This window comes from Aeromonas sp. 55A, assembly GCF_051919665.1.
In the GTDB taxonomy this organism is placed as follows: domain Bacteria; phylum Pseudomonadota; class Gammaproteobacteria; order Enterobacterales; family Aeromonadaceae; genus Aeromonas; species Aeromonas veronii.
Genome location: NZ_JBQBEH010000008.1, coordinates 2,937,605 through 2,959,842, shown reverse-complemented (window position 1 = coordinate 2,959,842; position 22,238 = coordinate 2,937,605). Strand labels below are relative to the sequence as shown.

Annotated in this window: 16 protein-coding genes and 1 pseudogene; 11 read left to right on the top strand and 6 right to left on the bottom strand. The window is 59.5% G+C overall.

Going from position 1 to position 22,238, the window contains the following annotated elements; genetic code table 11:
* Positions 1-62: 62 nt before the first annotated feature.
* Complete coding sequence (locus tag ACTG2G_RS17785; protein WP_201990819.1) at positions 63-827, bottom strand: DODA-type extradiol aromatic ring-opening family dioxygenase; 765 nt, start codon at positions 825-827, stop codon at positions 63-65.
* Positions 828-993: 166 nt separating this feature from the next.
* A complete protein-coding gene (locus tag ACTG2G_RS17780; RefSeq protein WP_270656213.1) occupies positions 994-1,236 on the bottom strand; it encodes a hypothetical protein in 243 nt (80 codons plus the stop codon).
* A gap of 308 nt (positions 1,237-1,544) precedes the next feature.
* On the opposite strand from ACTG2G_RS17780, the gene pykF reads away from it, so the two are divergent.
* The 3 genes and pseudogenes from pykF to ACTG2G_RS17765 all read left to right on the top strand — a co-directional run bounded on the left by pykF (position 1,545) and on the right by ACTG2G_RS17765 (position 7,547).
* Positions 1,545-2,957, top strand: coding sequence for a pyruvate kinase PykF (gene pykF, locus ACTG2G_RS17775; RefSeq protein ID WP_031227651.1), 1,413 nt, complete (start codon positions 1,545-1,547; stop codon positions 2,955-2,957).
* A gap of 149 nt (positions 2,958-3,106) precedes the next feature.
* On the top strand, positions 3,107-6,436 hold the full coding sequence (gene mscK / locus ACTG2G_RS17770) for a mechanosensitive channel MscK (protein ID WP_439985709.1): 3,330 nt from the start codon (positions 3,107-3,109) through the stop codon (positions 6,434-6,436).
* A gap of 182 nt (positions 6,437-6,618) precedes the next feature.
* Positions 6,619-7,547: pseudogene (locus ACTG2G_RS17765) on the top strand (GGDEF domain-containing protein).
* Positions 7,548-7,646: 99 nt separating this feature from the next.
* On the opposite strand, the gene crr reads toward ACTG2G_RS17765, so the two are convergent.
* From crr to cysK, 4 genes are all read right to left on the bottom strand, one after another.
* Positions 7,647-8,156: a PTS glucose transporter subunit IIA gene (gene crr, locus ACTG2G_RS17760; protein WP_005303134.1), complete on the bottom strand. Its 510-nt coding sequence runs from the start codon at positions 8,154-8,156 to the stop codon at positions 7,647-7,649.
* Between the two features lie 42 nt (positions 8,157-8,198).
* Positions 8,199-9,926: a phosphoenolpyruvate-protein phosphotransferase PtsI gene (gene ptsI / locus ACTG2G_RS17755; protein WP_075115645.1), complete on the bottom strand. Its 1,728-nt coding sequence runs from the start codon at positions 9,924-9,926 to the stop codon at positions 8,199-8,201.
* Positions 9,927-9,972: 46 nt separating this feature from the next.
* Positions 9,973-10,230, bottom strand: coding sequence for an HPr family phosphocarrier protein (locus tag ACTG2G_RS17750; RefSeq protein WP_005338266.1), 258 nt, complete (start codon positions 10,228-10,230; stop codon positions 9,973-9,975).
* Between the two features lie 440 nt (positions 10,231-10,670).
* Positions 10,671-11,639: a cysteine synthase A gene (gene cysK / locus ACTG2G_RS17745; protein ID WP_047440293.1), complete on the bottom strand. Its 969-nt coding sequence runs from the start codon at positions 11,637-11,639 to the stop codon at positions 10,671-10,673.
* Between the two features lie 159 nt (positions 11,640-11,798).
* Between cysK and ACTG2G_RS17740 the strand changes: the two genes are divergently transcribed.
* The 8 genes from ACTG2G_RS17740 (at position 11,799) to exeE (ending at position 22,237) form a co-directional block, all read left to right on the top strand.
* Positions 11,799-12,641 carry an AAA family ATPase gene (locus ACTG2G_RS17740; RefSeq protein WP_201914074.1) on the top strand — a complete coding sequence of 281 codons (843 nt, stop codon included), beginning with the start codon at positions 11,799-11,801 and terminating at the stop codon, positions 12,639-12,641.
* Between the two features lie 3 nt (positions 12,642-12,644).
* The gene (locus tag ACTG2G_RS17735; RefSeq protein WP_439985708.1) at positions 12,645-13,808 is read left to right on the top strand and encodes a vWA domain-containing protein; all 1,164 of its coding nucleotides are present in this window, start codon (positions 12,645-12,647) and stop codon (positions 13,806-13,808) included.
* Positions 13,809-13,862: 54 nt separating this feature from the next.
* Positions 13,863-14,984, top strand: coding sequence for a beta-ketoacyl-ACP synthase III (locus tag ACTG2G_RS17730; RefSeq protein WP_439985707.1), 1,122 nt, complete (start codon positions 13,863-13,865; stop codon positions 14,982-14,984).
* Between the two features lie 377 nt (positions 14,985-15,361).
* A complete protein-coding gene (locus tag ACTG2G_RS17725; RefSeq protein ID WP_040065846.1) occupies positions 15,362-16,930 on the top strand; it encodes an ExeA family protein in 1,569 nt (522 codons plus the stop codon).
* Positions 16,930-17,625, top strand: coding sequence for a GspB family T2SS assembly factor variant ExeB (gene exeB, locus ACTG2G_RS17720; protein WP_439985706.1), 696 nt, complete (start codon positions 16,930-16,932; stop codon positions 17,623-17,625). The genes ACTG2G_RS17725 and exeB overlap by 1 nt, the downstream gene beginning before the upstream one ends.
* 227 nt (positions 17,626-17,852) lie before the next feature.
* Positions 17,853-18,686 carry a GspC family type II secretion system variant ExeC gene (gene exeC / locus ACTG2G_RS17715; RefSeq protein ID WP_129504515.1) on the top strand — a complete coding sequence of 278 codons (834 nt, stop codon included), beginning with the start codon at positions 17,853-17,855 and terminating at the stop codon, positions 18,684-18,686.
* 21 nt (positions 18,687-18,707) lie between these two features.
* A complete protein-coding gene (exeD, locus tag ACTG2G_RS17710; protein WP_439985705.1) occupies positions 18,708-20,732 on the top strand; it encodes a GspD family T2SS secretin variant ExeD in 2,025 nt (674 codons plus the stop codon).
* Positions 20,732-22,237: a GspE family T2SS ATPase variant ExeE gene (gene exeE / locus ACTG2G_RS17705; protein WP_439985704.1), complete on the top strand. Its 1,506-nt coding sequence runs from the start codon at positions 20,732-20,734 to the stop codon at positions 22,235-22,237. Before exeD ends, exeE begins: the two co-directional genes overlap by 1 nt.
* The last annotated feature ends 1 nt before the right edge of the window (position 22,238 follow it).

Below are 22,238 nucleotides of genomic sequence, written 5' to 3'. Positions count from 1 at the left end.
CTAAATCACTACGCCGAAAATAACAAGACCCCGCCAATTGGCGGGGTCTTGTTGAGAGGCTATCAGCCGAAGCGGTAGGCGCCCATATAGAGGCTGCCGCCATCCCAGCTTTCGTGCAGCCGGGTGGGCGCCACACCATCGGCCGACCCCAACGCAACAAAGAGCGGGCGCAGATGATCATCGTGGGGATGAGACTCCACCGCTCCGGGGGCCTGCTGGCGATAGTCGAGCAGCGCCAGCCGATCCTCGTCGGCCATCTTCTGCTCCAGCCAGTCGACAAACTGGCTGGCCCACTCCGGCACTGGCGAGCCTTCCGGTGCCAGCGCCCGCAGGTTGTGGGTGATGGCGCCGGAGGCGAGGATGCCAATCCCCTGACTGCGCAGCGCCCCCAATACCTCTCCCAGTTGCCACAACTGGGCCGGGGTGAAGCTCGCGGGAATGGAGATCTGCACCAGCGGGATCTCGCTGTTTGGGTCGATCAGGGAGAGCGGCGACCAGACCCCGTGATCCAGCTCGCGCCGCACCTGGGTGGCGGTCAGTCCGGCCAGTGCCAGCTGGTCGCTCACCCCTTGTTGCAGCCACTCGGGGCTGCTGGCAGGCCAGCGCATCCGGTAGAGGGGCTCGGGAAAACCGTAAAAGTCGTACATCAAGGCCGGTTTGGGCTCGACGTTGATCTGTAACTCGCGGCTGAACCAGTGGGCGGAGATGACCACCAGCCCCTTGAGCTCACCCAGACGCAGGGTTCGCAGAAAGCGGGTGGCGGGTTGCTCACGCAGCACCAGATCCGGTGCGCCGTGCGAGATAAACCAGACGGGGGCGAGGGACATAAAGCAGACTCCAACAAAGTATCAGGGGCGATACCGGAGGGGATATCGCTGTTGGAATCGATTATCCCCCAGCCATTAAAGGTGAACAATCCAGCAAGATAGATAAGAACTATCAACCAATGGTTGATAATTTCACGCCTTCACGACAGGTAATCGGCAATAGATATCAAGGCTGAGGAGCATCCGGCAGCGGTCGGGCTACACGAAGCGCCATCCGGGTCGCTGCACTGTGATCCTGCCACTCTCGCCACGCCAATCCCTCGGCGGCCGCCTCCCCTTTCACCGGATGGGAGAAGATCGCCAGCAGACCGGCATTGTCAGGCCAGTAGCGGGCTGGCAGCATCTGAACCAGCAGCAGGGCGGCGCCCAGCAAGAGCAGAGCCCATCCGGTTTCATGGCTGTTTTTCATCCCGACCTCCTTCACCCTTGCGCCAATGAACTAACATTTTTGCGCAAGCCGGTGACAAGACGGTGACAGCGGACGGGTGGTCATTTTACAACATCTGAACCTCAACCCGGCCAAACAACCACAGATGGCAACATTTGTATCCCTTCAGCCCGAACCTGTGGCCGTATGCTCTAAAATGTGACTCACAGGAAAACGTTATCCCTGAAAAGAAAACGTTATCTGGTCAAAACGTTGTTTCTGGATCATAAAAAGATTCCAAAAACTGGTGTATATTGCTCGGCGGAAATTCCTTAACCATGAAGATTGACATGAAAAAGACCAAAATTGTCTGCACCATCGGTCCGAAGACCGAATCCAAAGAAATGCTGGCCAAAATGCTGGACGCCGGCATGAACGTCATGCGCCTGAACTTCTCCCACGGTGACTACGCCGAGCACGGCAGCCGCATCAGCAACCTGCGCGCTGTGATGGCCGAGACCGGCAAGCACGCAGCTATCCTGCTGGACACCAAGGGTCCGGAAATCCGTACCATGAAGCTGGAAGGCGGCAACGACGTCGCGCTGGTCGCTGGCCAGACTTTCACCTTCACCACCGACCAGACCGTGGTTGGCAACAAAGACAAAGTGGCCGTGACCTATGCAGGTTTCGCCAACGATCTGCGCGTCGGCAACCGCATCCTGGTTGATGACGGCCTGATCGGTCTGGACGTCATCGAAATCACCGAGCGCGAAGTTATCTGTAAAGTGCTGAACAACGGTGACCTGGGCGAGAACAAAGGCGTTAACCTGCCGGGCGTCTCCATCAAGCTGCCGGCCCTGGCCGAGAAAGACAAGCGCGACCTGATCTTTGGTTGCGAGCAAGGCGTTGATTTCGTTGCTGCTTCTTTCATCCGCAAGAAAGAAGACGTTCTGGAAATCCGTGAGCACCTGAAAGCCCACGGTGGCGAGAACATCCAGATCATCTCCAAGATCGAAAACCAGGAAGGTCTGGACAACTTCGACGAGATCCTGGCTGTTTCCGACGGCATCATGGTTGCTCGTGGCGACATGGGTGTAGAGATCCCGGTTGAAGAAGTTATCTTCGCCCAGAAGATGATCATCGCCAAGTGCAACAAAGCCCGCAAAGTGGTTATCACTGCCACCCAGATGCTGGACTCCATGATCAAGAACCCGCGTCCGACCCGCGCCGAAGCTGGTGACGTGGCCAACGCCATCCTGGACGGTACCGACGCAGTGATGCTGTCCGGTGAATCCGCCAAGGGTAAGTACCCGCTGGAAGCCGTGACCATCATGGCCACCATCTGCGAGCGTACCGATGCCGTGATGCCGTCCAACCTGTCTGCTGCCAACGACAGCAACAAGCTGCGCATCACCGAAGCCGTATGTAAAGGCGCCGTAGAGACCTCCGAGAAGCTGGACGCCCCGCTGATCGTGGTTGCTACCGAAGGCGGCAAATCTGCCAAGGCCATTCGCAAGTACTTCCCGAAAGCCTGGATCCTGGCTATCACCACCAACAAGAAGACTGCTGCCCAGCTGGTTCTGACCAAGGGTGTGGTTGCTCACGTGGTTGACAGCATCGCCTCTACCGACGATTTCTATCGCATCGGTAAAGAAGCCGCGCTGGAAATCGGCATGGGTCTGAAAGGTGACGTGGTTGTGATGGTCTCCGGTGCTCTGGTACCGAGCGGCACCACCAACACCGCTTCTGTTCACGTTCTTTAATCAGAGCTGAACGAGTTGAAAACGGCGCCTGCGGGCGCCGTTTTTTTTGTCCCTCCCCCTGCTTACCTGCCAAGCCCGGTGTTAGAATCCACGCGAATTTAATCTATGCGGGAAATCTCCCGAATATCGCGTAATAACCCGGAAGTTATATGCCCTCAATACGTTTTAAAAGAGTCTCGGCCACCCTGTTGCCGCTGCTCTGTCTCCTCGCCAGCCTCTGCGTCCCGCAAGCCATGGCGCAAGATGTCCCCTCTCGCAACGCAGTTCAGCGAGCACTGGATGGTCTGGGTAAATCAGAGACCCTGACCGTCAGTCAGCAAGCGGATCAGAAGTTGCTGACCGAAACCCTCGGACTGCTCGACAGCATCGACAAGGAAGAGGCGAAGGCCAAGACCCAGGCCCAGCGGATCCGCAACCTGCCCACCGAGCTCAGAGAGATCAGTGCCAAGCTCGATGCCCTGACCAAGGGCAAGAGTGCGGAGCAGATCAAGAGCGAATACGCCAGCATGAGTCTGGCGGAGCTCGACAGCCGTCAGCCGGAAGTGCTGGCCAACATGCAGGCGGCCCAGGAGGCCCTCGGCGCCATCGGCAGCCAGCTCACCAGCTTGCAGACCCTGCCGGAGCGGGCCCAGGCCAGCATGAGCCGTGCCTACCAGCGCAGTCAGGAGATCCGTACCCGCCTCAACGCCGGTGAAAGCGTCTCCAGCGCCGAGAAGATGAAGCTCGGTGCCGAGCTGGCCCTGCTCGACCTGCAACTGGCCCACCTGCAAAAGGAGCTGGATAACCGTACCAGCATGCAGGATCTGGCGATCAAGCAGCGCGACTACCAGAGTGCCCGTCTCGCCAGCGAAGAGCAGAAACTGCAGCTGTTGCAGGATCAGAGCAGCGCCAAGCGCCTCGGCGACACCGAAAAAACCGCCGAGCAGACCGGTGAACTGGTGGCGACCGAAGACAGCCCGCTGGTGCAAAAAGAGCAGGAGCTCAATCACCAGCTCAGCCAGCAGCTGATCGGTGCCACCACCAGCCTCAACTCACTGGTCCAGAAAAACCTGCAAGCCAAGAGCTGGCTGGAGCGCGGCATCCAGACCGAGCGCAACCTCAATGAACAGGTGCAGATGCTCAAGGGCAATCTGCTGCTGTCACGCATCCTCTATCAGCTCTACCAGCAGCTGGAAGCGGCGCCCACCATCGCCGTCAAAAACCTGGAAGAGCAGATCGCCGATCTGCATCTGGCCCAGTTTGAACTGAGCCAGCAGCGTGACCAACTGTTCCAGAAGAACCTCTATCTGGACAATCTGATCGCCGGCAGCAAGGATCCGGTCAGCGAGGAGGACAAGGAGAGCCTTGCCAAGCTGCTCGATACCCGTATCAATCTGCTCGATCAGCTCAACCGCCAACTCGACAGCCAGCTCACCAACGCCATCAGCCTGCAGCTGACCCAGCAGCAGCTGGCGCGGGTCTATGCCTCTATCGAATTTACCCTGCAGCAACATATCTTCTGGGTAAGCAGCAACAAGCCCATCGACAGCAAGTGGTTTATCAGCTGGCCCGCCCAGGCCTACAAACAGGCCTCCGACTGGGTATTGAAACCGGACTGGAAACGCTGGCGCGAAGAGCTGCTGGGGATCTCCCTGCTTGCCTTCCCGCTGCTGCTGATCGGCGGCCTGCTGGTCTGGAAACGTCCGGCGCTGGTTGAGCGCGAGAAGAAGATCACCAAGGACCTTGGCCGTTTCCGTCAGGACAGCCAGTGGCACACCCCGCGCGCCCTGCTCTATACCGTGCTGCAACGCCTGCCGGGCAGCATGTTCATTCTGGCTGGCGGTCTGCTGCTCACCTACTGCGGTCTGCTCAGTCCCAAGCTGATGTTCCAGATCACCCTGAACCTCGCCCTCGGCTATCTGGTGTTCAGCGTCTATCTGGCGGTGATGCGCCCGGGCGGCATCGCCGAAACCCACTTCCGGATCCCGAAAGCGGAGCTGCAGGCCAAGCGCAACAGCATGCGCTACATCTGGTTGCCACTGCTGCCGCTCATCATGCTCGCGACCAAGGCGGTGGTTGAACCCTCCACCCTGGGCAACGATGTGATCGGCCAGGCCATGACCCTGACCCTGCTGGGACTGGCCGCCTATCTGGTGTTCCCCATCTCCCGCGCCCGCATCAAGGGCGAGGCGAGCATGCAGAAGTCGCTGATCGCCATTGCCCTGGCGCTGGCACCGGTGGCGCTGATCGTGCTGGCGGTGCTCGGTTACTACTACACCGCGCTGAAGCTCACCGGTCGCCTGATCGAATCCTTCTACCTCATCATCATCTGGAGCCTGGTCTACCGCACCGCCCTGCGTGGTCTGGAGCTGGCTGCCCGTCGTCTGGCCTACCGCCGTGCGGTGGCCAAGCGTGAGCACAAATCTTCGGAAGATGCGGAAGGTGGCGAGTCCATCGAAGAGCAGCCCATGGATCTGGAGGATGTCAGCCAGCAGTCCCTGCGTCTGACCCGTACCGTGCTGCTGCTGATCTTTGGCGTCGCCTTCTACTGGCTCTGGTCCGATCTGGTCGCGGTATTCTCCTACCTCGACAGCATGGTGCTGTGGCACCGCAGTGAAGGCACCGGCGCCAACGCCGTGCTCTTCCCCATCAGCCTGAGTGACGTGCTGATCGGCTTCCTGCTGCTCGGCGGTGCCTGGTCACTGGCGCGCAACCTGCCGGGCTTGCTAGAGGTGCTGGTGCTCTCCAAGCTCAACCTGGCTCAGGGGACCGCCTACGCCATCACCACTATGCTCAACTACGTGCTGATCGGTTTCGGCTCCCTGACCGCTCTCTCCATGATGGGTGTGCAGTGGGACAAGCTGCAGTGGGTAGCGGGTGGTCTGTCAGTCGGTATCGGTTTCGGCATGAAGGAAATTCTTTCCAACTTCGTCTCCGGCATCATCATCCTGTTCGAGCGTCCGGTGCGGATCGGTGACACCGTCACCATCGGCTCCTTCTCCGGTACCGTCTCGCGGATCCGCATTCGCGCCACCACCCTGACCGACTTCGACCGCAAAGAGGTGATCATCCCCAACCAGCAGCTGATGACAGAACGGCTCATCAACTGGTCGCTGAGTGACACCGTCACCCGGGTGATCGTGCGGGTGGGCGTGGCGTATGGCTCGGATCTGGAACTGACCCGTACCCTGCTCAAACAGGCGGCCGACGAAAACAGCCGCGTGCTGAAAGATCCGGCCCCCATCGTCTACTTCCTCACCTTTGGCGCCAGCACGCTGGATCACGAGCTGCGCTTCTTCGTGAGCGAACTGGGTGATCGCAACCCGGCGGTGGACGAGTTGAACCGCAAGATCGACCAGCTGTTCCGCGAGAACGGCATCGAGATCGCCTTCAACCAGATGGATGTCTACATCAAGAACATGCAGGGCGAAGAGCAGAAGGTGGAGTCCAACTCCGCCGCCCTGCCGCCGCCCGCGGAAGATGGCAAGCAGCCAGCCTGATAGCGAACTGCATTAATCTGATAGCAACAGCCGCTCACCCAGGTGAGCGGCTTTTTTATGTTCCCGTTGCCACGACCGTCCCCTCAGGCAACCGCCGGAGAGTGATAAATGAGTTTACCCGCTGCGGTCTCTCACCTAATGTAGGCTGACGAACGGGAGAGCAGGGAGTCGCGTTTTCGCCCATGGATGACCAACAACTAGAGCACATTCTGTTTCGCTCCTTTGATGTGATCCCGTTCCCAATCCTGGTGTCCGAGTCGACAGCCAGGGTCATATGTCACCCGACCGGATCCCCCTGCGTCGCCATCTCTTCCTCAACAGGGCCTTTCGCGAACAGCTGGGCTATGAGCTGCAGGATCTGCCGGACATGGAGAGCTGGTTTCACCTCGCCTATCCCGATGAGAGCTATCGCAACTCGGTAATTCAGGCCTGGCATAACCAGATAGAGCAGAGCCTGCACCATGGACTGGAGGTCGCCGAGATGCCGGCGCTGATCCGATGCAAGAGTGGCCACTCTCGCTGGTTTATCGTCACCGCCCAGCTGGGGGCAGATGCCATCCCGGATAGCCATATCGTCACCTTTCGCGATATCCACGACCTGCAATGCATGGTAGAAGAGGTGAGCCGCCTCTCCTGCACCGATCCCCTCACCGAACTGACCAACCGGCGTGGCGCCCAGCAACAGCTGCAGGCTCTCTGGTTGCAGGGCCAGCCCCTCACGGTAGTACTGGGAGATATCGACCATTTCAAGCAGGTCAACGACCGCTACGGCCACCCTGCGGGCGATGCCGCGCTCTGCGCCGTCGCCCACGCCATGGCGGGCCAGCTGTTGCCGGGGGAGAGTCTGGCCCGTTGGGGCGGGGAGGAGTTCCTGCTGATCCTGCCTGGTTGCGATATTGAACAGGCAGCACGGCGCGCCGAACAACTGCGCCAGCATGTCAGTACCACCCGCTTGCCATGGCAAGGAAAACAGATCGCGCTAACCATCAGTCTGGGGTGTGCCAGCATGAAGGGTCAGGAGAGCATCGACTATCTGCTGATGATGGCAGACCGGGCCCTTTATCAGGCGAAGGAGCAGGGACGTAACCGGGTGGTCATCTCGGCACAATAGCCTGATAGCCAGAAAGGGAAGCTCGCACGCAACCATAAAAAAACCGAAGCACCAGGCTTCGGTTTTTTACTGCGGCAACTGGCATAGGCCAGCCGACCATTACTTCTTGATGCGGATAACCGGAGTCTCGCCCACAGTCACGGCACCAGTCATCTTCACCAGCTCTTTGATCTCGTCCATGTTGGAGATGACCACCGGAGTCAGGGTAGATTTGGCTTTTGCTTCCAGAACGGCCAGATCGAATTCGATGATGGTATCACCGCGCTTGACCTGCTGGCCTTCCTGAGCGATACGCTTGAAGCCTTCGCCTTTCAGTTCAACGGTGTCGATACCGAAGTGAACGAACAGCTCGATACCGGAGTCGGATTCCAGAGAGAACGCGTGGTTGGTCTCGAAAATCTTGCCGATGGTACCATCGCACGGCGCAACCATCTTGTTGCCAGCCGGCTTGATGGCGATACCGTCACCAACGATCTTCTCGGCGAAGACAACGTCAGGCACATCTTCGATCGGCACGATTTCGCCAGACAGCGGAGCAAAGATTTCGATGCCGCCGGTGTCAGAGCTATCGTCGGAAACCAGTTTCTTCAGTTTATCAAACAGACCCATATAAAGCTCCTAGAGATGATTTGTCGCTGTTTGCAGCCGATCTTAGCAGACTGCTTTCTGCTTAATAAAGTTATCTACGCACGCTTCGATTTCAGCAGCAGTGGCAAAGCTCAGTGCTTGATCAGCCATAGCCTTCACATCTTCGAAGTTGGTGTTGCGGATAAGCTTCTTGATACGCGGTACAGAGATGGCGCTCATGGAGAACTCATCCAGACCCATACCCAGCAGCAGCAGGGTAGCGCGCTCGTCACCAGCCAGTTCACCACACATACCGGTCCACTTGCCTTCGGCGTGGGACGCATCGATAACCATCTTGATCAGGGTCAGGACGGAGGGTGACAGCGGGTTGTACATGGCGGAGATCATCTCGTTACCACGATCGACAGCCAGGGTGTACTGGGTCAGGTCGTTGGTACCGATACTGAAGAAATCCACTTCCTTGGCCAGATGATGAGCCATCACGGCAGCGGCCGGGGTCTCGATCATGATACCCACTTCGATGGATTCATCAAAGGCTTTGCCTTCGGCACGCAGTTCGGCTTTCAGCGTCTCTACGGTAGCTTTCAGGCTACGGAACTCTTCGACAGAGATGATCATCGGGAACATGATGCGCAGTTTGCCGAAGGCAGAGGCGCGCAGAATGGCCCGCAGCTGAGCGTGCATAATGTCTTCACGGTCGAAGAAAATACGCACGGCACGCCAGCCCAGGAAGGGGTTCATCTCTTTCGGGAAATTCATGTACGGCAGCTCTTTGTCGCCGCCAATGTCCATGGTACGCACGATGATCGGCTGATCCGGCATCGCTTCGGCCACTTCTTTGTAGGCTTTGAACTGCTCTTCTTCGGTCGGCAGCGCGTCACGGTCCATAAACAGGAACTCGGTACGGTACAGACCCACGCCTTCGGCGCCATTGCGGATGGCACCTTCGGTATCCTTGACGGTACCGATGTTGGCACACACTTCGACCTGGTGACCATCCAGAGTGATGGCAGGCAGATCTTTCAGCTTGGCCAGCTCATCTTTCTCGGCCTGGAACTGAGCCTGGAACTTCTTGGCTTCGGTCAGCTGTTCAGCGGTCGGATTGATGATGATCTGGTTGTTGATCGCATCCAGCACCAGCATGTCACCGTTCTTGACGCGCTCGGTGATGTCGTTGGTGCCTACCACGGCCGGCAGCTCCAGGGAGCGGGCCATGATGGAGGTGTGAGAGGTACGGCCACCGATGTCGGTGACGAAACCCAGCACATATTTCAGGTTGATCTGAGCGGTTTCAGACGGGGTCAGGTCTTTGGCGACCAGGATCACCTCTTCGTCGATGGTGCTCAGGTTGACAACGGCGATGCCCAGTACGTTCTTGACCAGACGGGTACCGATGTCACGGAAGTCGGTAGCGCGTTCGCGCAGATAAGGGTCATCCAGCTCGGCCATCATCTTGGCGTACTGTTCGATCACCTCATAGATGGCTTTGTCAGCGGAAGCCTTGTTCTCTTTGATGAAGGATTTGATATCCCCTTCCAGCTCCTCATCTTCGAGCAGCATGATGTGGCCTTCGAAGATGGCCTCTTTTTCCTCACCGAAGGTGCGACCGGCCATCTCTTTGATGGCTTCCAGCTGGGTAGCTGACTTGGTACGAGCTTCGAGGAAACGGTTGATCTCGACATCAATCTGGTCAGCAGAGATTTTGCCCTGATTGATAACGATTTCATCTTCTTTAAGAAGAAGCGCCTTACCGAATGCGATACCGGGGGACGCAAGAATGCCAGATATCATAATCCTTCCTATTAAAACGACTGTGGGGGAGGAATCTAAAGCTGGATTACTCCAGCTCGTCCATCAGGGCAACCAGCTTCTCAACAGCCTGCTGAGCATCCGGGCCGTCAGCCTGGATAGTTACGTTGGTACCCTTGGTCAGGCCCAGGGTCTGCAGCTTGAACAGGCTCTTGGCGCTGGCGGACTTGCCACCGGAGACCACAGTGATCTCGCTTTGGAATTCTTTGGCTTCTTTCACGAACTGAGCTGCCGGACGGGTGTGCAGGCCGTTTTCAGCAGTAATAACAACAGACTTCTCGTACATGGTTTCACCCCATATTATTGATATTTTTTGGTGGGTTGGTCGTTTTTGAAGCAACCTGACCCACCGTGTCAGTATGGATATGTTGTAAAGTAACGAAAGCAGACCCGCAATGGTTTAATCCAGGTCAAGTTTCTGTGCAGTAATCGGCGCGCTGGTTGGCAATTTTTAGTTATTGGGCTACAAGCCGCATCAGGACTGGCCTGAAATTATTTTATAACGAAAAATAACACTTTGTTACTTTGTGATACCCAGCCAGCAAACACCGCGTGACGCCGCACAGGATATGAGATTTAGAGCGGAATGTCTGCTTTTTTTCTCACTCCGGAACTTGTTATTTTACCCCAAAAAATAAGGATCAAGTGACACTAACAGGGGTTGAGTCTAGCCCATAAAGAAGCGGCGCTCCTGGGAGCGCCGCTGTTTTGAAAGATTCCGATCAGTTACTGCTGCAGCTCCTGCTCGCTGAATACCCCGGCAAACAGGGCGCTAGAGAGGTAACGCTCCGCCGCGCTCGGCAGGATGACCACTATGGTTTTGCCCGCAAATTCCGGCAGCTCGGCAAGACGGCTGGCAGCCACCACCGCAGCACCGGAGCTGATACCGGCCAGGATCCCCTCCTCCTCCATCAGGCGACGGGCCATCTCGATGGCTTCGTCACTGGTCACCTTCTCCACCCGATCGATGAGGGAGAGGTCCAGGTTGCCCGGGATAAAGCCGGCGCCGATCCCCTGGATCTTGTGGGGGCCCGGTTTGATCTCTTCCCCGGCCAGCTTCTGGCTGATGACCGGCGACTCGGCCGGTTCGACCGCGACAGAGACCACCGCCTTGCCCTGGGTCTTCTTCAGGTAGCGGGAGACACCGGTAATGGTACCGCCGGTACCGACCCCGGCCACGAACACATCCACCTCACCGTCAGTGGCATCCCAAATCTCGGGGCCTGTGGTCTTTTCGTGGATCTCCGGGTTGGCCGGGTTTTCAAACTGTTGCAGCAACACATACTTGCCCGGCTCGGATTCGAGGATCTCGTTGGCCTTGGCAATGGCCCCCTTCATGCCGAGGGGCCCTTCGGTCAGCACCAGATTGGCACCGAGCGCCTTGAGCAGCTTGCGGCGCTCCAGGCTCATGGTGGCCGGCATGGTCAGAGTGATGGGATAGCCGCGAGCGGCCGCGACAAAGGCCAGAGCAATACCCGTGTTGCCGCTGGTGGGCTCGATGATCTCCTTACCCTTGGTCAGGATACCGCGCTTCTCGGCATCCCAGATCAGGTTGGCACCGATGCGGCACTTGACGCTGAAGCTGGGGTTGCGGCTCTCGATCTTGGCCAGCACGCGGCCTTTGGTAACACGGTTGAGACGAACCAGCGGGGTGTGACCGATAGTCTGGCTGTTGTCCTCAAAAATTTTGCTCATGGTGCTATCCCTGTGTTTGTTACGACGATGAAACAAGATTACCCTGTGGTTTCTGAATGAGAAGTGACTATTCGTTATAACCATATGGTATTACAACATATAGAGCTTATTCTCTCTGGCCCCTGACTCCGGGAGCCAATCGTCAAAGGAACCGACGTTATGGGATTTTCAGGAAGCAGCCAGTATCTCGCCTCCGATGCATTGAAGATGGCGGTCAATGCCGCCATCACCCTCGAAAAACCGCTGCTGATCAAAGGGGAGCCGGGCACCGGCAAGACGGTGCTGGCGGAAGCGGTCGCCGACCATCTCGGCACCGATCTCATTGCCTGGCATATCAAGTCCACCACCAAGGCCCAGCAGGGACTCTACGAATATGATGCGGTGGCCCGGCTGCGGGACTCACAGCTCGGCGATCCCAGAGTGGCCGATATCAGCCACTACATTCGTCAAGGCAAGTTGTGGCAGGCCTTCAGCGCCGAGCAGCGACCTGTGCTGCTGATCGACGAGATCGACAAGGCCGACATCGAATTCCCCAACGATCTGCTGCTGGAGCTGGATCGAATGGAGTTCGATGTTTACGAGACCGGCGAGCGAGTCAAGGCGCGCCAGCGGCCGGTGGTCATCATCACCTCCAACAACGAAAAAGAGCTGCCGGATGCCTTCCTGCGCCGCTGTTTCTTCCACTACATCCGCTTCCCCGACAAGGCCGAGATGCAGGCCATCGTCAAGCTCCACTACCCCGACCTCAAGGAGAGCCTGCTTGCCGAGGCAATGGATCTCTTCTTCGAGCTGCGCGAGGTAGAGGGACTGCGCAAGAAGCCCTCCACCTCAGAGCTGCTGGACTGGATCCGCCTGCTCTTGGCCGACGATATCGCCCCCGAAGCGATGCGCGCCCGCGAGCCCGGCAAGCTGGTGCCCGCGCTATACGGCGCTCTGCTCAAGACCGAGCAGGATTTGCATCTCTTCGAGAAGCTCGCCTTTTTGGCCCGGCGCGGCAGCTGACTCATGCTGATCGACTTTTTTACCCACCTGCGCCGCCACAAGCTCCCCTGCAGCCTGCGCGAACTGCTGGACTTGCACGCCGCGCTGGCGGCCCGGCTGGTCGCTGTCGATATGGACGAGTTCTACCAACTCTCCCGCTGCCTGCTGGTAAAAGACGAGGCCCACTACGATCGCTTCGATCGCGCCTTCGCCGAATACTACGAGGGGCTGGAAGCCATCCCCCTGCTGCCGGAGAACCTGCCCGAGGAGTGGCTGCGCAAGGAGTTCGAACGGCTGCTGAGCCCAGAGGAGAAAGCGCTGCTCAAATCCCTCGGCGGACTCGACAAGCTGCTGGAGACCCTTAACCAGAGGTTAAGCGAACAGAAAGAGCGCCACGCCGGTGGCAACAAGTGGGTGGGAACCGGTGGCAGCAGCCCGTTTGGCCACGGCGGTTTTCACCCCGAGGGGGTGCGCATGGGTGGAGAGGGGCAGCACGGTAAGGCGGCCAAGGTGTGGGAGGCCCGTCACTATCGCAACTTCAGCGACGACTCACCGCTCGGCCAGCGTGCCATTCAGCTCGCGCTGCGCAAACTCAGACGCTGGGTGCGCAAAGGCAATCCCGACGAGCTGGATCTCGACGACACCATAAAAAGTTCTGCCCGCCTGGGCTGGCTCGATGTAAAGCTGCGGCCCGAGCGCCACAACGGGGTGAAGCTGTTGGTTTTCTTCGATGTGGGAGGCTCCATGGATGCCCACGTGGCCGAGGTGCAGCGCCTCTTCTCTGCGTTGCGCCACGAGTTCAAGCATCTGGAGTACTTCTATTTTCACAACTGCCTCTACGACTTCGTCTGGAAGGATAACGCCCGCCGCGTTGAGGAGCGGTTCGATACCCTGCGGTTGCTGCGCACCTACGGCAGCGACTACCGGGTGATCCTGGTGGGGGATGCCACCATGGGCCCCTACGAGATCACCTGGCCGGGCGGCAGTGTCGAGCAGTGGAACGAGGAGTCGGGTCAGGTGTGGCTTACCCGCTTGCAGCAGCACTTTCCCAAACTGGTGTGGATCAATCCCACCCCGCGGCGGGAGTGGCTCTGGCATCCCTCCATCAAACTGATGAATGACGTGGTTGGCGGACGGATGCATCCGCTGACCCTAGCGGGTCTCGCTGCGGCGATCGACCAGCTCTAACCCTCTCTACCCTATAAACCGACAAGCCGGGAACGCACCCGGCGAGGAGCAAAGATGACCTCTATCGTGATCAGTGGCTCAGGCCTCTATACCCCACCCTTTGCCGTCAGCAATGAAGAGCTGGTGGCCGCCTTCAACCAGTATGTGGATCTCTACAACGAGGAGAACGCCTCCGCCATCGATGCCGGCCAACTCCCCGCCAAGCAGCACTCCAGTTGCGAGTTCATCGAGAAGGCCTCCGGCATCAAGAGCCGTTATCTGGTGAGCCGCGAGGGGGTGCTCAACCCCGACATCATGCAGCCGCTGCTGGCGGAGCGGCCCGATGAGATGCCCTCCATCATGGTGGAGATGGCGGTGGCCGCCGCCGAGCAGGCGCTGATCGCCGCCGGCCGCGAACCGGGAGAGATCGATCTGGTCATCGTTGCCGCCTCCAACATGCCACGCCCCTATCCGGCACTGGCCATCGAGCTGCAGCACTATCTGGGGGCGAGCGGCATGGCCTTTGATATGAACGTGGCCTGCTCGTCTGCCACCTTCGGCATCAAGACAGCCGCCGACATGCTGGCGGCAGGCACCGCCAACGTGGCGCTGGTAGTCAATCCGGAGATCTGCTCGGGACACCTCAATTTCCGGGACAGAGACAGTCACTTTATCTTCGGCGATGCCTGCACCGCAGTGCTGCTGGAGCGGGAGACCGATTGCAAGGTGGCCAATCCGTGGCAGCTGGTAGCCAGCAAGCTGGTGACCCAATACTCCAACAACATCCGCAACAATTTTGGCTTTCTGAACCGGCTGAGCCCGCGTACCCGCTACAGCGACGACAAGTTGTTTCGCCAGCAGGGACGCAAGGTGTTCAAGGAGGTATTGCCGCTGGTGTGCGATCAGATTGCCAACCAGCTCGATGAGCAGGGCTGGCCCGCCGAGAGCCTGAACCGGCTCTGGCTCCATCAGGCCAACCTCACCATGAACCAGTTCATCGGTCGCAAGCTGCTGGGCCACGATGCCAGCCAGCAGGAGGCGCCGGTCATTCTTGATAGCTATGGTAATACCAGCTCGGCGGGTTCCATCATCGCGTTTCATCTGTACAATCGCGACCTTCCTGCGGGGGCTCGCGGCGTACTGTGCTCCTTTGGCGCAGGCTACTCCATCGGTAGCCTGCTGCTACAACGACAGTAACAGAGTGCGCGGGGAGAGTGGCCCGCGCCCTGTACTCTGATTGGGGTTTGGCGCTGTTTCGCCGCTAGCCCCTCTCTCGGTTCACCCTTGCGAGAGGAGAAAACGGGCATAAATAGTGGCCAGACCATGACTATTGATCCGAAAACACCGGACTACTGTGACAACGCATACCGACAAGCCATTGATGAAAAACTTATTTTTCAGATTGGTTGCAATTTTTGAGTACCATGGTGCAACGGGGCGATATCTGGATCACAAGATGACAGGAAAAGGCTGCAATTTGTCATCCTTTGCCAATGATGGCTTCCAATGAATTCGAGGTTTGCTATCATCCGGAGACATTTCTTATCTGTCGCCGGCTACAAAAGAATACCCTCATGTACACACAGTTCTTCGGCCTCTCGGAACACCCGTTTTCCATCTCGCCCAATCCCAAGTACCTCTATATGAGCGAGCGCCACGGCGAAGCCCTTGCTCATCTCAACTATGGATTGCAGGATGGCGGCGGCTTTGTGCTGCTGACCGGCGAAGTGGGCACCGGCAAGACCACCGTCTCCCGCTGCCTGCTGCAACAGCTGCCCGCCGAGACCGAGATCGCCTATATCCTCAACCCCTCCCTGACCGAACGGGATCTGCTGGCTGCCATCTGCGACGAGTTTCAACTCCCCTATCCCGAAGATGCCGGGATCAAGCGGCTGTTCGACCTTATTCGCGATCACCTGCTGGCCAACCTGGCGGCAGGCAAGCGCAGCGTGGTACTGGTGGATGAGGCGCAGCACCTGCTGCCCGGCGTACTGGAGCAGCTGCGTCTGCTCACCAACCTCGAAACCGACGAACGAAAACTGCTGCAAGTAGTGCTGATCGGTCAGCCCGAGCTGCAACAGATGCTGCGCCAACCCCTGCTGCGTCAGCTGGCCCAGCGCATTACCGCCCGCTATCACCTGCTGCCGCTCTCTCACAGCGATGTGGATGCCTACGTCCGCTTCCGGCTGCAAGTTGCAGGCTGCGTACAACCCATCTTCACCCCGCGCGCCATCAAGACGCTTCATCGCCTGAGTGGCGGCATCCCCCGTTTCATCAACCTCATCTGCGACCGCGCCCTGATCGCCGCCTTCGCCCGTGGCAGCTACAAGATTGTCCACAGCGATATCAGCCAGGCAGCCTTCGAGGTCAATGGCGTGCGGGACGAAGGAAGCTGGGCCTCCGGTCTGATGGTGACGCTGGCGGGCGCCCTGCTGGTGGCCGCAGGCTGGTGGGGCTGGCAATTTTTCGGCGTGTTCCCCACCCGTCCCGTAGTCAAGGTCGAGGTGCCGGTCACCATCGACGAGACCGCCGAGCAGCAGGAGCAGCTGACCGAGGCGATCAATCAGGCCATCGACCCCGACAGCGCCATGCAGAATCTCTATCGGGTCTGGGGTTATGAACCGGAACCGTTCGAGGCAACCTGTGACAACGCACCCCGTGCCGGTCTGCGCTGTCAGGAGGGAGAGGCAAGCCTTGACGAGCTGCGCGCCCTGCAGTATCCCGCCATGATCACGCTCACTGACCAGACTGGCGGCCTCTACTACGCAACCTTGGTCAATCTGGGGCCGAACAAGGCCAGCCTGATGATAGGTGACCAGAGCTGGCAGGTGGATCGCCAGTGGCTCAGCGACAACTGGGGCGGCAGCTACACCCTGCTCTGGCGCATGCCGAAAGGGGGCGTCAGCCTGATCGCCAGCAATGCCGGTCAGACCCAGATCCAGTGGCTCGACAACGCCCTCAGCCGTGCGCTGCAACAACCCGAGCGCAAGGTGCGCCGTTTCGATGGCGAGCTCAAAAACAAGCTGCAGCAGTTCCAGCGGGATCAGGGGCTCACCCCTGATGGCATCGCGGGCAGCAACACCCTGCTGCGTCTCAACGCCCTCTCCGGTGAACCCATGCCCAGACTGGAGGAGGCCTCCTGATGTCAACCCTGCTCAAGGCGCTGCGCCGTGCGCAGCAACCGCAACTCTCCGCCCATATTCCGGCCATGGGCTTGCCCATGCCCCGGGAAGAGGAGCGCAGCCCACGCCGCATCGGCTGGCTGCTGGCACCCCTGGCCCTGTTGCTGGGGGCGGGCGCCAACTATGGCTGGCATCTGATCCACCTGCGCCCCATCGAGGAGAAGGTGGAGGTGAAAGAGGTGATCACTCCACCCTTCGTGCGGGTCGAACCCAAGGCAATGGCCACCCGTCCGCTACCCCCGCCCCTGCCGGAGCCGGTGGTACAACCCAGAGCAGTGGCCAAAGACGAGGGGACCAGTCAGGGGAATACCCCCGCGCTGAGTCTGGCCGAGCAGCTGATGAAAGCCCTCAATGAAACCCCATTGCAGGAGACGCCACACGCCACCGGCCAGGACAACGTGCAACCAGCCCAGTTGATGGCGCTGGGCTCGGCACCCCAATCGGTGCGCCAGCAGGTCCCGCAATTGAGCTATGGCTCTCATGTATTCTCCTCCAACCCCGCCAAGCGCGCCGTGGTGCTCAATGGCCGGGAATACCGGGAGGGGAGCGAAATCGCCCCGGGAGTCGTGCTCGCCACCATCGACCAGCAATACATAGTGCTGCAGGTCGCCGGACAGAGCGTGACCCTCAAGGCGCTGCAGGATTGGCGAGGGTGAGTACGCACCGTACCCTGATATTCGCTGGCAAGCAGGATGCACCTCACCTGAGTGCCACTTTTGTGAGCATTCAAAGGTTTACGGTGTGATGAAATATCCATTTTTACGGTTTGGCGCGCCCCGACCCGTTGTGTCACAGCCACCGGCCGTACACAATACGCAGCCGCCCCAGAGCCTGGAATTTGTTGATTAATATGACGCTACGATTCAGGGATGACATTTTGACCATGCTGCTGGCCCAGTGCCGGCGGCTTCCCATGACCAGAGTCACCCAGGTGGCCTTTCTGGCGCTGCTGATCATGCTGGCCCAGCAGAGCGCCGCCCTCACCTGGCGTCTGCTCACCCTGGCAAGCCCGCAAACCAGCCAACCGTGGCAACCCTCCGCAGTGGCGGTCAACGGCCAGAGCAACCCGCGCCTTGAACTGGGCGAGGTAAGCCGACTGGCGCTGTTTGGCAAGGCGATCCCCAAGGCACAGGCCAAAGCCGCCGTGGCCGCCAATGCGCCGCGTACCCAGCTCAATGCCCAGCTCAACGGAGTGTTGGCAAGCTCAGATCCCGCCAAATCCATCGCCATCATCGCCATGTCCGGCATCCAGAACTCCTACGGGGTCGGTGACATGATTGACGGCACCCAGGCGCGGATCCGGCAGGTCTATCCGGATCGGGTGATCATCGAGCGGGATGGCCGCGACGAGACCCTGATGCTGGATGGCGAGGAGTATGGCAAGCCGCTGCCGCAGACCAACACCGCTCCCCTTGGCTCCCTGCGCAGCGAGCTGATGGCCGATCCGGGCAAGATCACCGATTACCTCAATATTTCACCGGTTCAGGTGGATGGCCGCATGACCGGCTATCGCCTCAATCCGGGCAGCAATCCTGAGTTTTTCAACCAGAGCGGGCTGCAGGCCAATGACCTGGCCATCAGCATCAACGGGCTGGATTTACGGGACAACATGCAAGCCATGCAGGCGATGCAGCAGATGGCTGGCGCAACGGAAATGACAGTGACCGTCGAGCGACAGGGCGAACAGTTCGACATCTATGTGCGCTTGTCAGAATAATGATTTGGAGTCGTACCAATAATGACCACTAAAGGGAAATGCTGGCGTCTGGCCACTATCGCAGCGGCACTGATGATGGCGGGCTCAGCCTGGGCCACCGAATACTCTGCCAGTTTCAAGAACGCCGACATTGAAGAGTTCATCAATACGGTGGGCAAGAACCTCAATAAAACCATCATCATAGAGCCCTCGGTGCGCGGCAAGATCAACGTGCGCAGCTACGACCTGCTCAATGAGGAGCAGTACTACCAGTTCTTCCTGAGCGTGCTCGACGTCTACGGCTTTGCCGTGGTGCCGATGGACAACGGAGTGCTCAAGGTGCTGCGCTCGCGGGATGCCAAGACCTCCGCCATTCCGGTGGTGGATGGCAGCAACCCGGGCATGGGCGACGAGATGGTGACTAGAGTAGTGCCGGTGCGCAACGTCTCGGTCCGTGAACTGGCGCCGTTGCTGCGCCAGCTCAATGACAACGCCGGTGGTGGCAACGTGGTGCACTACGAGCCCTCCAACGTGCTGCTGATCACCGGCCGCGCCGCCGTGGTCAACCGGCTGGTGGAGGTGGTGAACCGGGTCGACCGCGCAGGCGATCAGGATGTAGACATCATCAAGCTCAAGTTCGCCTCGGCGGGGGAAATGGTGCGGCTGGTGACCAACCTCAACAAGGATGGCAACCCCCAGGGCGGCACCGCCTCCCTGCTGCTCTCCCCCAAGGTGGTGGCCGACGAGCGCACCAACTCTGTGGTGGTGAGTGGTGAGCCGAAAGCGCGCGCCCGCATCATCCAGATGGTGCGCCAGCTCGACCGCGACCTGCAGAGCCAGGGCAACACCCGGGTCTTCTACCTCAAATATGGCAAGGCCAAAGACATGGTCGAGGTGCTCAAGGGGGTCAGCTCCAGCATCGAGGCCGACAAGAAGGGCGGCGGCGCCAGCATCGGCGGTGGCAAGCTGGCCATCTCAGCCGACGAGACCACCAATGCGCTGGTCATCACCGCCCAGCCGGACGTGATGTCCGAACTGGAGCAGGTGGTGGCCAAGCTCGATATCCGCCGCGCCCAGGTGCTGGTGGAGGCGATCATCGTTGAGATGCAGGATGGCGACGGCCTCAGCCTTGGCGTCCAGTGGGGCAATGCCAACGGCGGTGGCACCCAGTTCACCAACTCAGGTCTGCCTCTCGGCAGCGCCATTGCGGCGGGCAAGGATTACCAGAATGGCAAGACCGACACCGCTGCCGGTCTGCTGAAAGAGTTCAACGGCATGGCCGCCGGTTTCTATCACGGCGACTGGGCCATGCTGGCCACGGCGCTGGCCTCCAATACCAAGAACGATATTCTCTCCACCCCGAGTATCGTCACCATGGACAACAAGGAGGCCTCCTTCAACGTCGGTCAGGAGGTCCCGGTCCAGAGCGGTTCGCAAAGCTCCACCACCAGCGATCAGGTGTTCAACACCATCGAGCGCAAGACGGTGGGCACCAAGCTGGTGGTGACCCCGCAGATCAACGAAGGGGATTCGGTGCTGCTCAATATCGAGCAGGAGGTCTCCAGCGTCGCCCAGACCCAGGCGACCGGTACTGCCAACCTTGGCCCCACTTTCGATACCCGTACCGTCAAGAATGCGGTGCTGGTCAAAAGCGGCGAAACTGTGGTACTGGGCGGTTTGATGGACGAACAGACCAAGGAGCAGGTCTCCAAGGTGCCCTTGCTGGGCGATATCCCGGTGCTGGGTTATCTGTTCCGCTCTACCTCCAACACCACCTCCAAGCGCAACCTGATGGTCTTTATCCGGCCAACCATCTTGCGTGATGCGGACGTCTATACCGGTGTCTCCAGCAACAAGTACTCCCTGTTCCGCGCCGAGCAGCTCAATGCCGCTTCGCAGGAGGGGTATCTCACCTCCCCCGCCCGTCAGGTATTGCCTGCCTATGGCCAGGATGTGATGGTGTCGCCCGAGCTGCAAAAAGAGATCCAGAAGCAGATCAACGAGATGCGGAGCAGACAGCAAAGCACTGTCGAGACCACCACCCCGTTTGTGCAGAGTAAGCCCTGATGAGTGCCTACCATCTGGATGGAAGCGTCGGGCCTGCGCCACTGCCCGAGCTCCCCTTTGTCTTTGCCCGCAATTTCGGGGTGATCTTGATTGAGCGGGACGGCGCTCCCGTGCTGCAGTGCCGCCCCGGCGTCACCCCGCAGGCCCTGCTGGAAGTGCGGCGGGTCGCGGGTTGCAGCTTCGCGGTGGAGCAGCTCGACAACGAGGCCTTCGAAGAGCTGCTGATGGCCCACTATCAGCGCGACTCCTCCGAGGCGCGCCAGCTGATGGAAGATCTCGGCAACGAGATGGACTTCTTCGCCCTGGCCGAAGAGCTGCCGCAAAGCGAAGATCTGCTGGATGCCGATGACGACGCCCCCATCATTCGCCTCATCAACGCCATGTTGAGCGAGGCGATCAAGGAGGAGGCCTCCGATATCCATATCGAGACCTTCGAGCGGGCACTAGTGATCCGTTTTCGTATCGATGGGGTACTGCGGGAGATCCTGCGCCCCCATCGCAAGCTGGCATCACTGCTGGTCTCGCGGATCAAGGTGATGTCGCGGATGGATATTGCCGAGAAGCGGGTACCGCAGGATGGCCGTATCTCGTTGCGTATCGGCGGCCGCGCCGTCGACGTGCGGGTCTCCACCATGCCGTCCAGCTACGGCGAGCGGGTGGTATTGCGTCTCTTGGACAAGAACAACGTGCGCCTCGAGCTCAAGCAGCTGGGGATGACCGCGGCCAACCGCAGCATCATCAGCGAGCTTATCCGCAAGCCCCACGGCATCATTCTGGTCACCGGCCCGACCGGTTCCGGTAAATCCACCACCCTCTATGCGGCGCTGTCAGAAATCAACTCGCGGGATCGCAACATCCTAACGGTGGAAGACCCCATCGAATATGACCTCGAAGGGGTGGGCCAGACCCAGGTCAACAGCAAGGTGGACATGACCTTCGCCCGCGGTCTGCGCGCCATTCTGCGCCAGGATCCGGACGTAGTGATGGTGGGGGAAATTCGTGACCTCGAGACCGCCCAGATCGCGGTACAGGCCTCCCTCACCGGTCACCTGGTAATGTCGACCCTGCACACCAACACCGCCATCGGCGCCATCACCCGGATGCGGGACATGGGGATCGAGCCCTTCCTGCTCTCCTCGTCCTTGCTGGCGGTGCTGGCCCAGCGGCTGGTGCGTACCCTCTGCCCCGATTGCCGCGCCTCGCGTCCGGCCACCGAGCAGGAGCGACTTGCAATGGGTATCACACTGGAACCTGATCAGCAGGTGTGGCGCCCGGTCGGCTGCGAACAGTGCAACCACACCGGCTATCGTGGCCGGACCGGCATCCACGAACTGGTGGTGGTGGACGAGGCGGTGCGTGAAGCCATTCACGGCGCCAGCGGCGAGATGGCCATTGAACGGCTGATCCGCGGCCATACCCCCAGCATCCGCCGCGACGGTATCGACAAGGTGCTCAAAGGGCAGACCAGCCTCGAAGAGGTACTGCGCGTGACCCGGGAAGATTGAG

Bases quoted from the DNA above. Each gene is read 5' to 3' on its own strand.
- exeC (WP_129504515.1), top strand. From the start codon at position 17,853: ATGCTGCTGGCCCAGTGCCGGCGGCTTCCCATGACCAGAGTCACCCAG.
- exeB (WP_439985706.1), top strand. From the start codon at position 16,930: ATGTCAACCCTGCTCAAGGCGCTGCGCCGTGCGCAGCAACCGCAACTC.
- ACTG2G_RS17735 (WP_439985708.1), top strand. From the start codon at position 12,645: ATGCTGATCGACTTTTTTACCCACCTGCGCCGCCACAAGCTCCCCTGC.
- ACTG2G_RS17785 (WP_201990819.1), bottom strand. From the start codon at position 827: ATGTCCCTCGCCCCCGTCTGGTTTATCTCGCACGGCGCACCGGATCTG.
- ptsI (WP_075115645.1), bottom strand. From the start codon at position 9,926: ATGATATCTGGCATTCTTGCGTCCCCCGGTATCGCATTCGGTAAGGCG.
- ACTG2G_RS17750 (WP_005338266.1), bottom strand. From the start codon at position 10,230: ATGTACGAGAAGTCTGTTGTTATTACTGCTGAAAACGGCCTGCACACC.
- ACTG2G_RS17780 (WP_270656213.1), bottom strand. From the start codon at position 1,236: ATGAAAAACAGCCATGAAACCGGATGGGCTCTGCTCTTGCTGGGCGCC.
- ACTG2G_RS17740 (WP_201914074.1), top strand. From the start codon at position 11,799: ATGGGATTTTCAGGAAGCAGCCAGTATCTCGCCTCCGATGCATTGAAG.
- ACTG2G_RS17730 (WP_439985707.1), top strand. From the start codon at position 13,863: ATGACCTCTATCGTGATCAGTGGCTCAGGCCTCTATACCCCACCCTTT.
- mscK (WP_439985709.1), top strand. From the start codon at position 3,107: ATGCCCTCAATACGTTTTAAAAGAGTCTCGGCCACCCTGTTGCCGCTG.
- crr (WP_005303134.1), bottom strand. From the start codon at position 8,156: ATGGGTCTGTTTGATAAACTGAAGAAACTGGTTTCCGACGATAGCTCT.
- exeD (WP_439985705.1), top strand. From the start codon at position 18,708: ATGACCACTAAAGGGAAATGCTGGCGTCTGGCCACTATCGCAGCGGCA.
- exeE (WP_439985704.1), top strand. From the start codon at position 20,732: ATGAGTGCCTACCATCTGGATGGAAGCGTCGGGCCTGCGCCACTGCCC.
- ACTG2G_RS17725 (WP_040065846.1), top strand. From the start codon at position 15,362: ATGTACACACAGTTCTTCGGCCTCTCGGAACACCCGTTTTCCATCTCG.
- cysK (WP_047440293.1), bottom strand. From the start codon at position 11,639: ATGAGCAAAATTTTTGAGGACAACAGCCAGACTATCGGTCACACCCCG.
- pykF (WP_031227651.1), top strand. From the start codon at position 1,545: ATGAAAAAGACCAAAATTGTCTGCACCATCGGTCCGAAGACCGAATCC.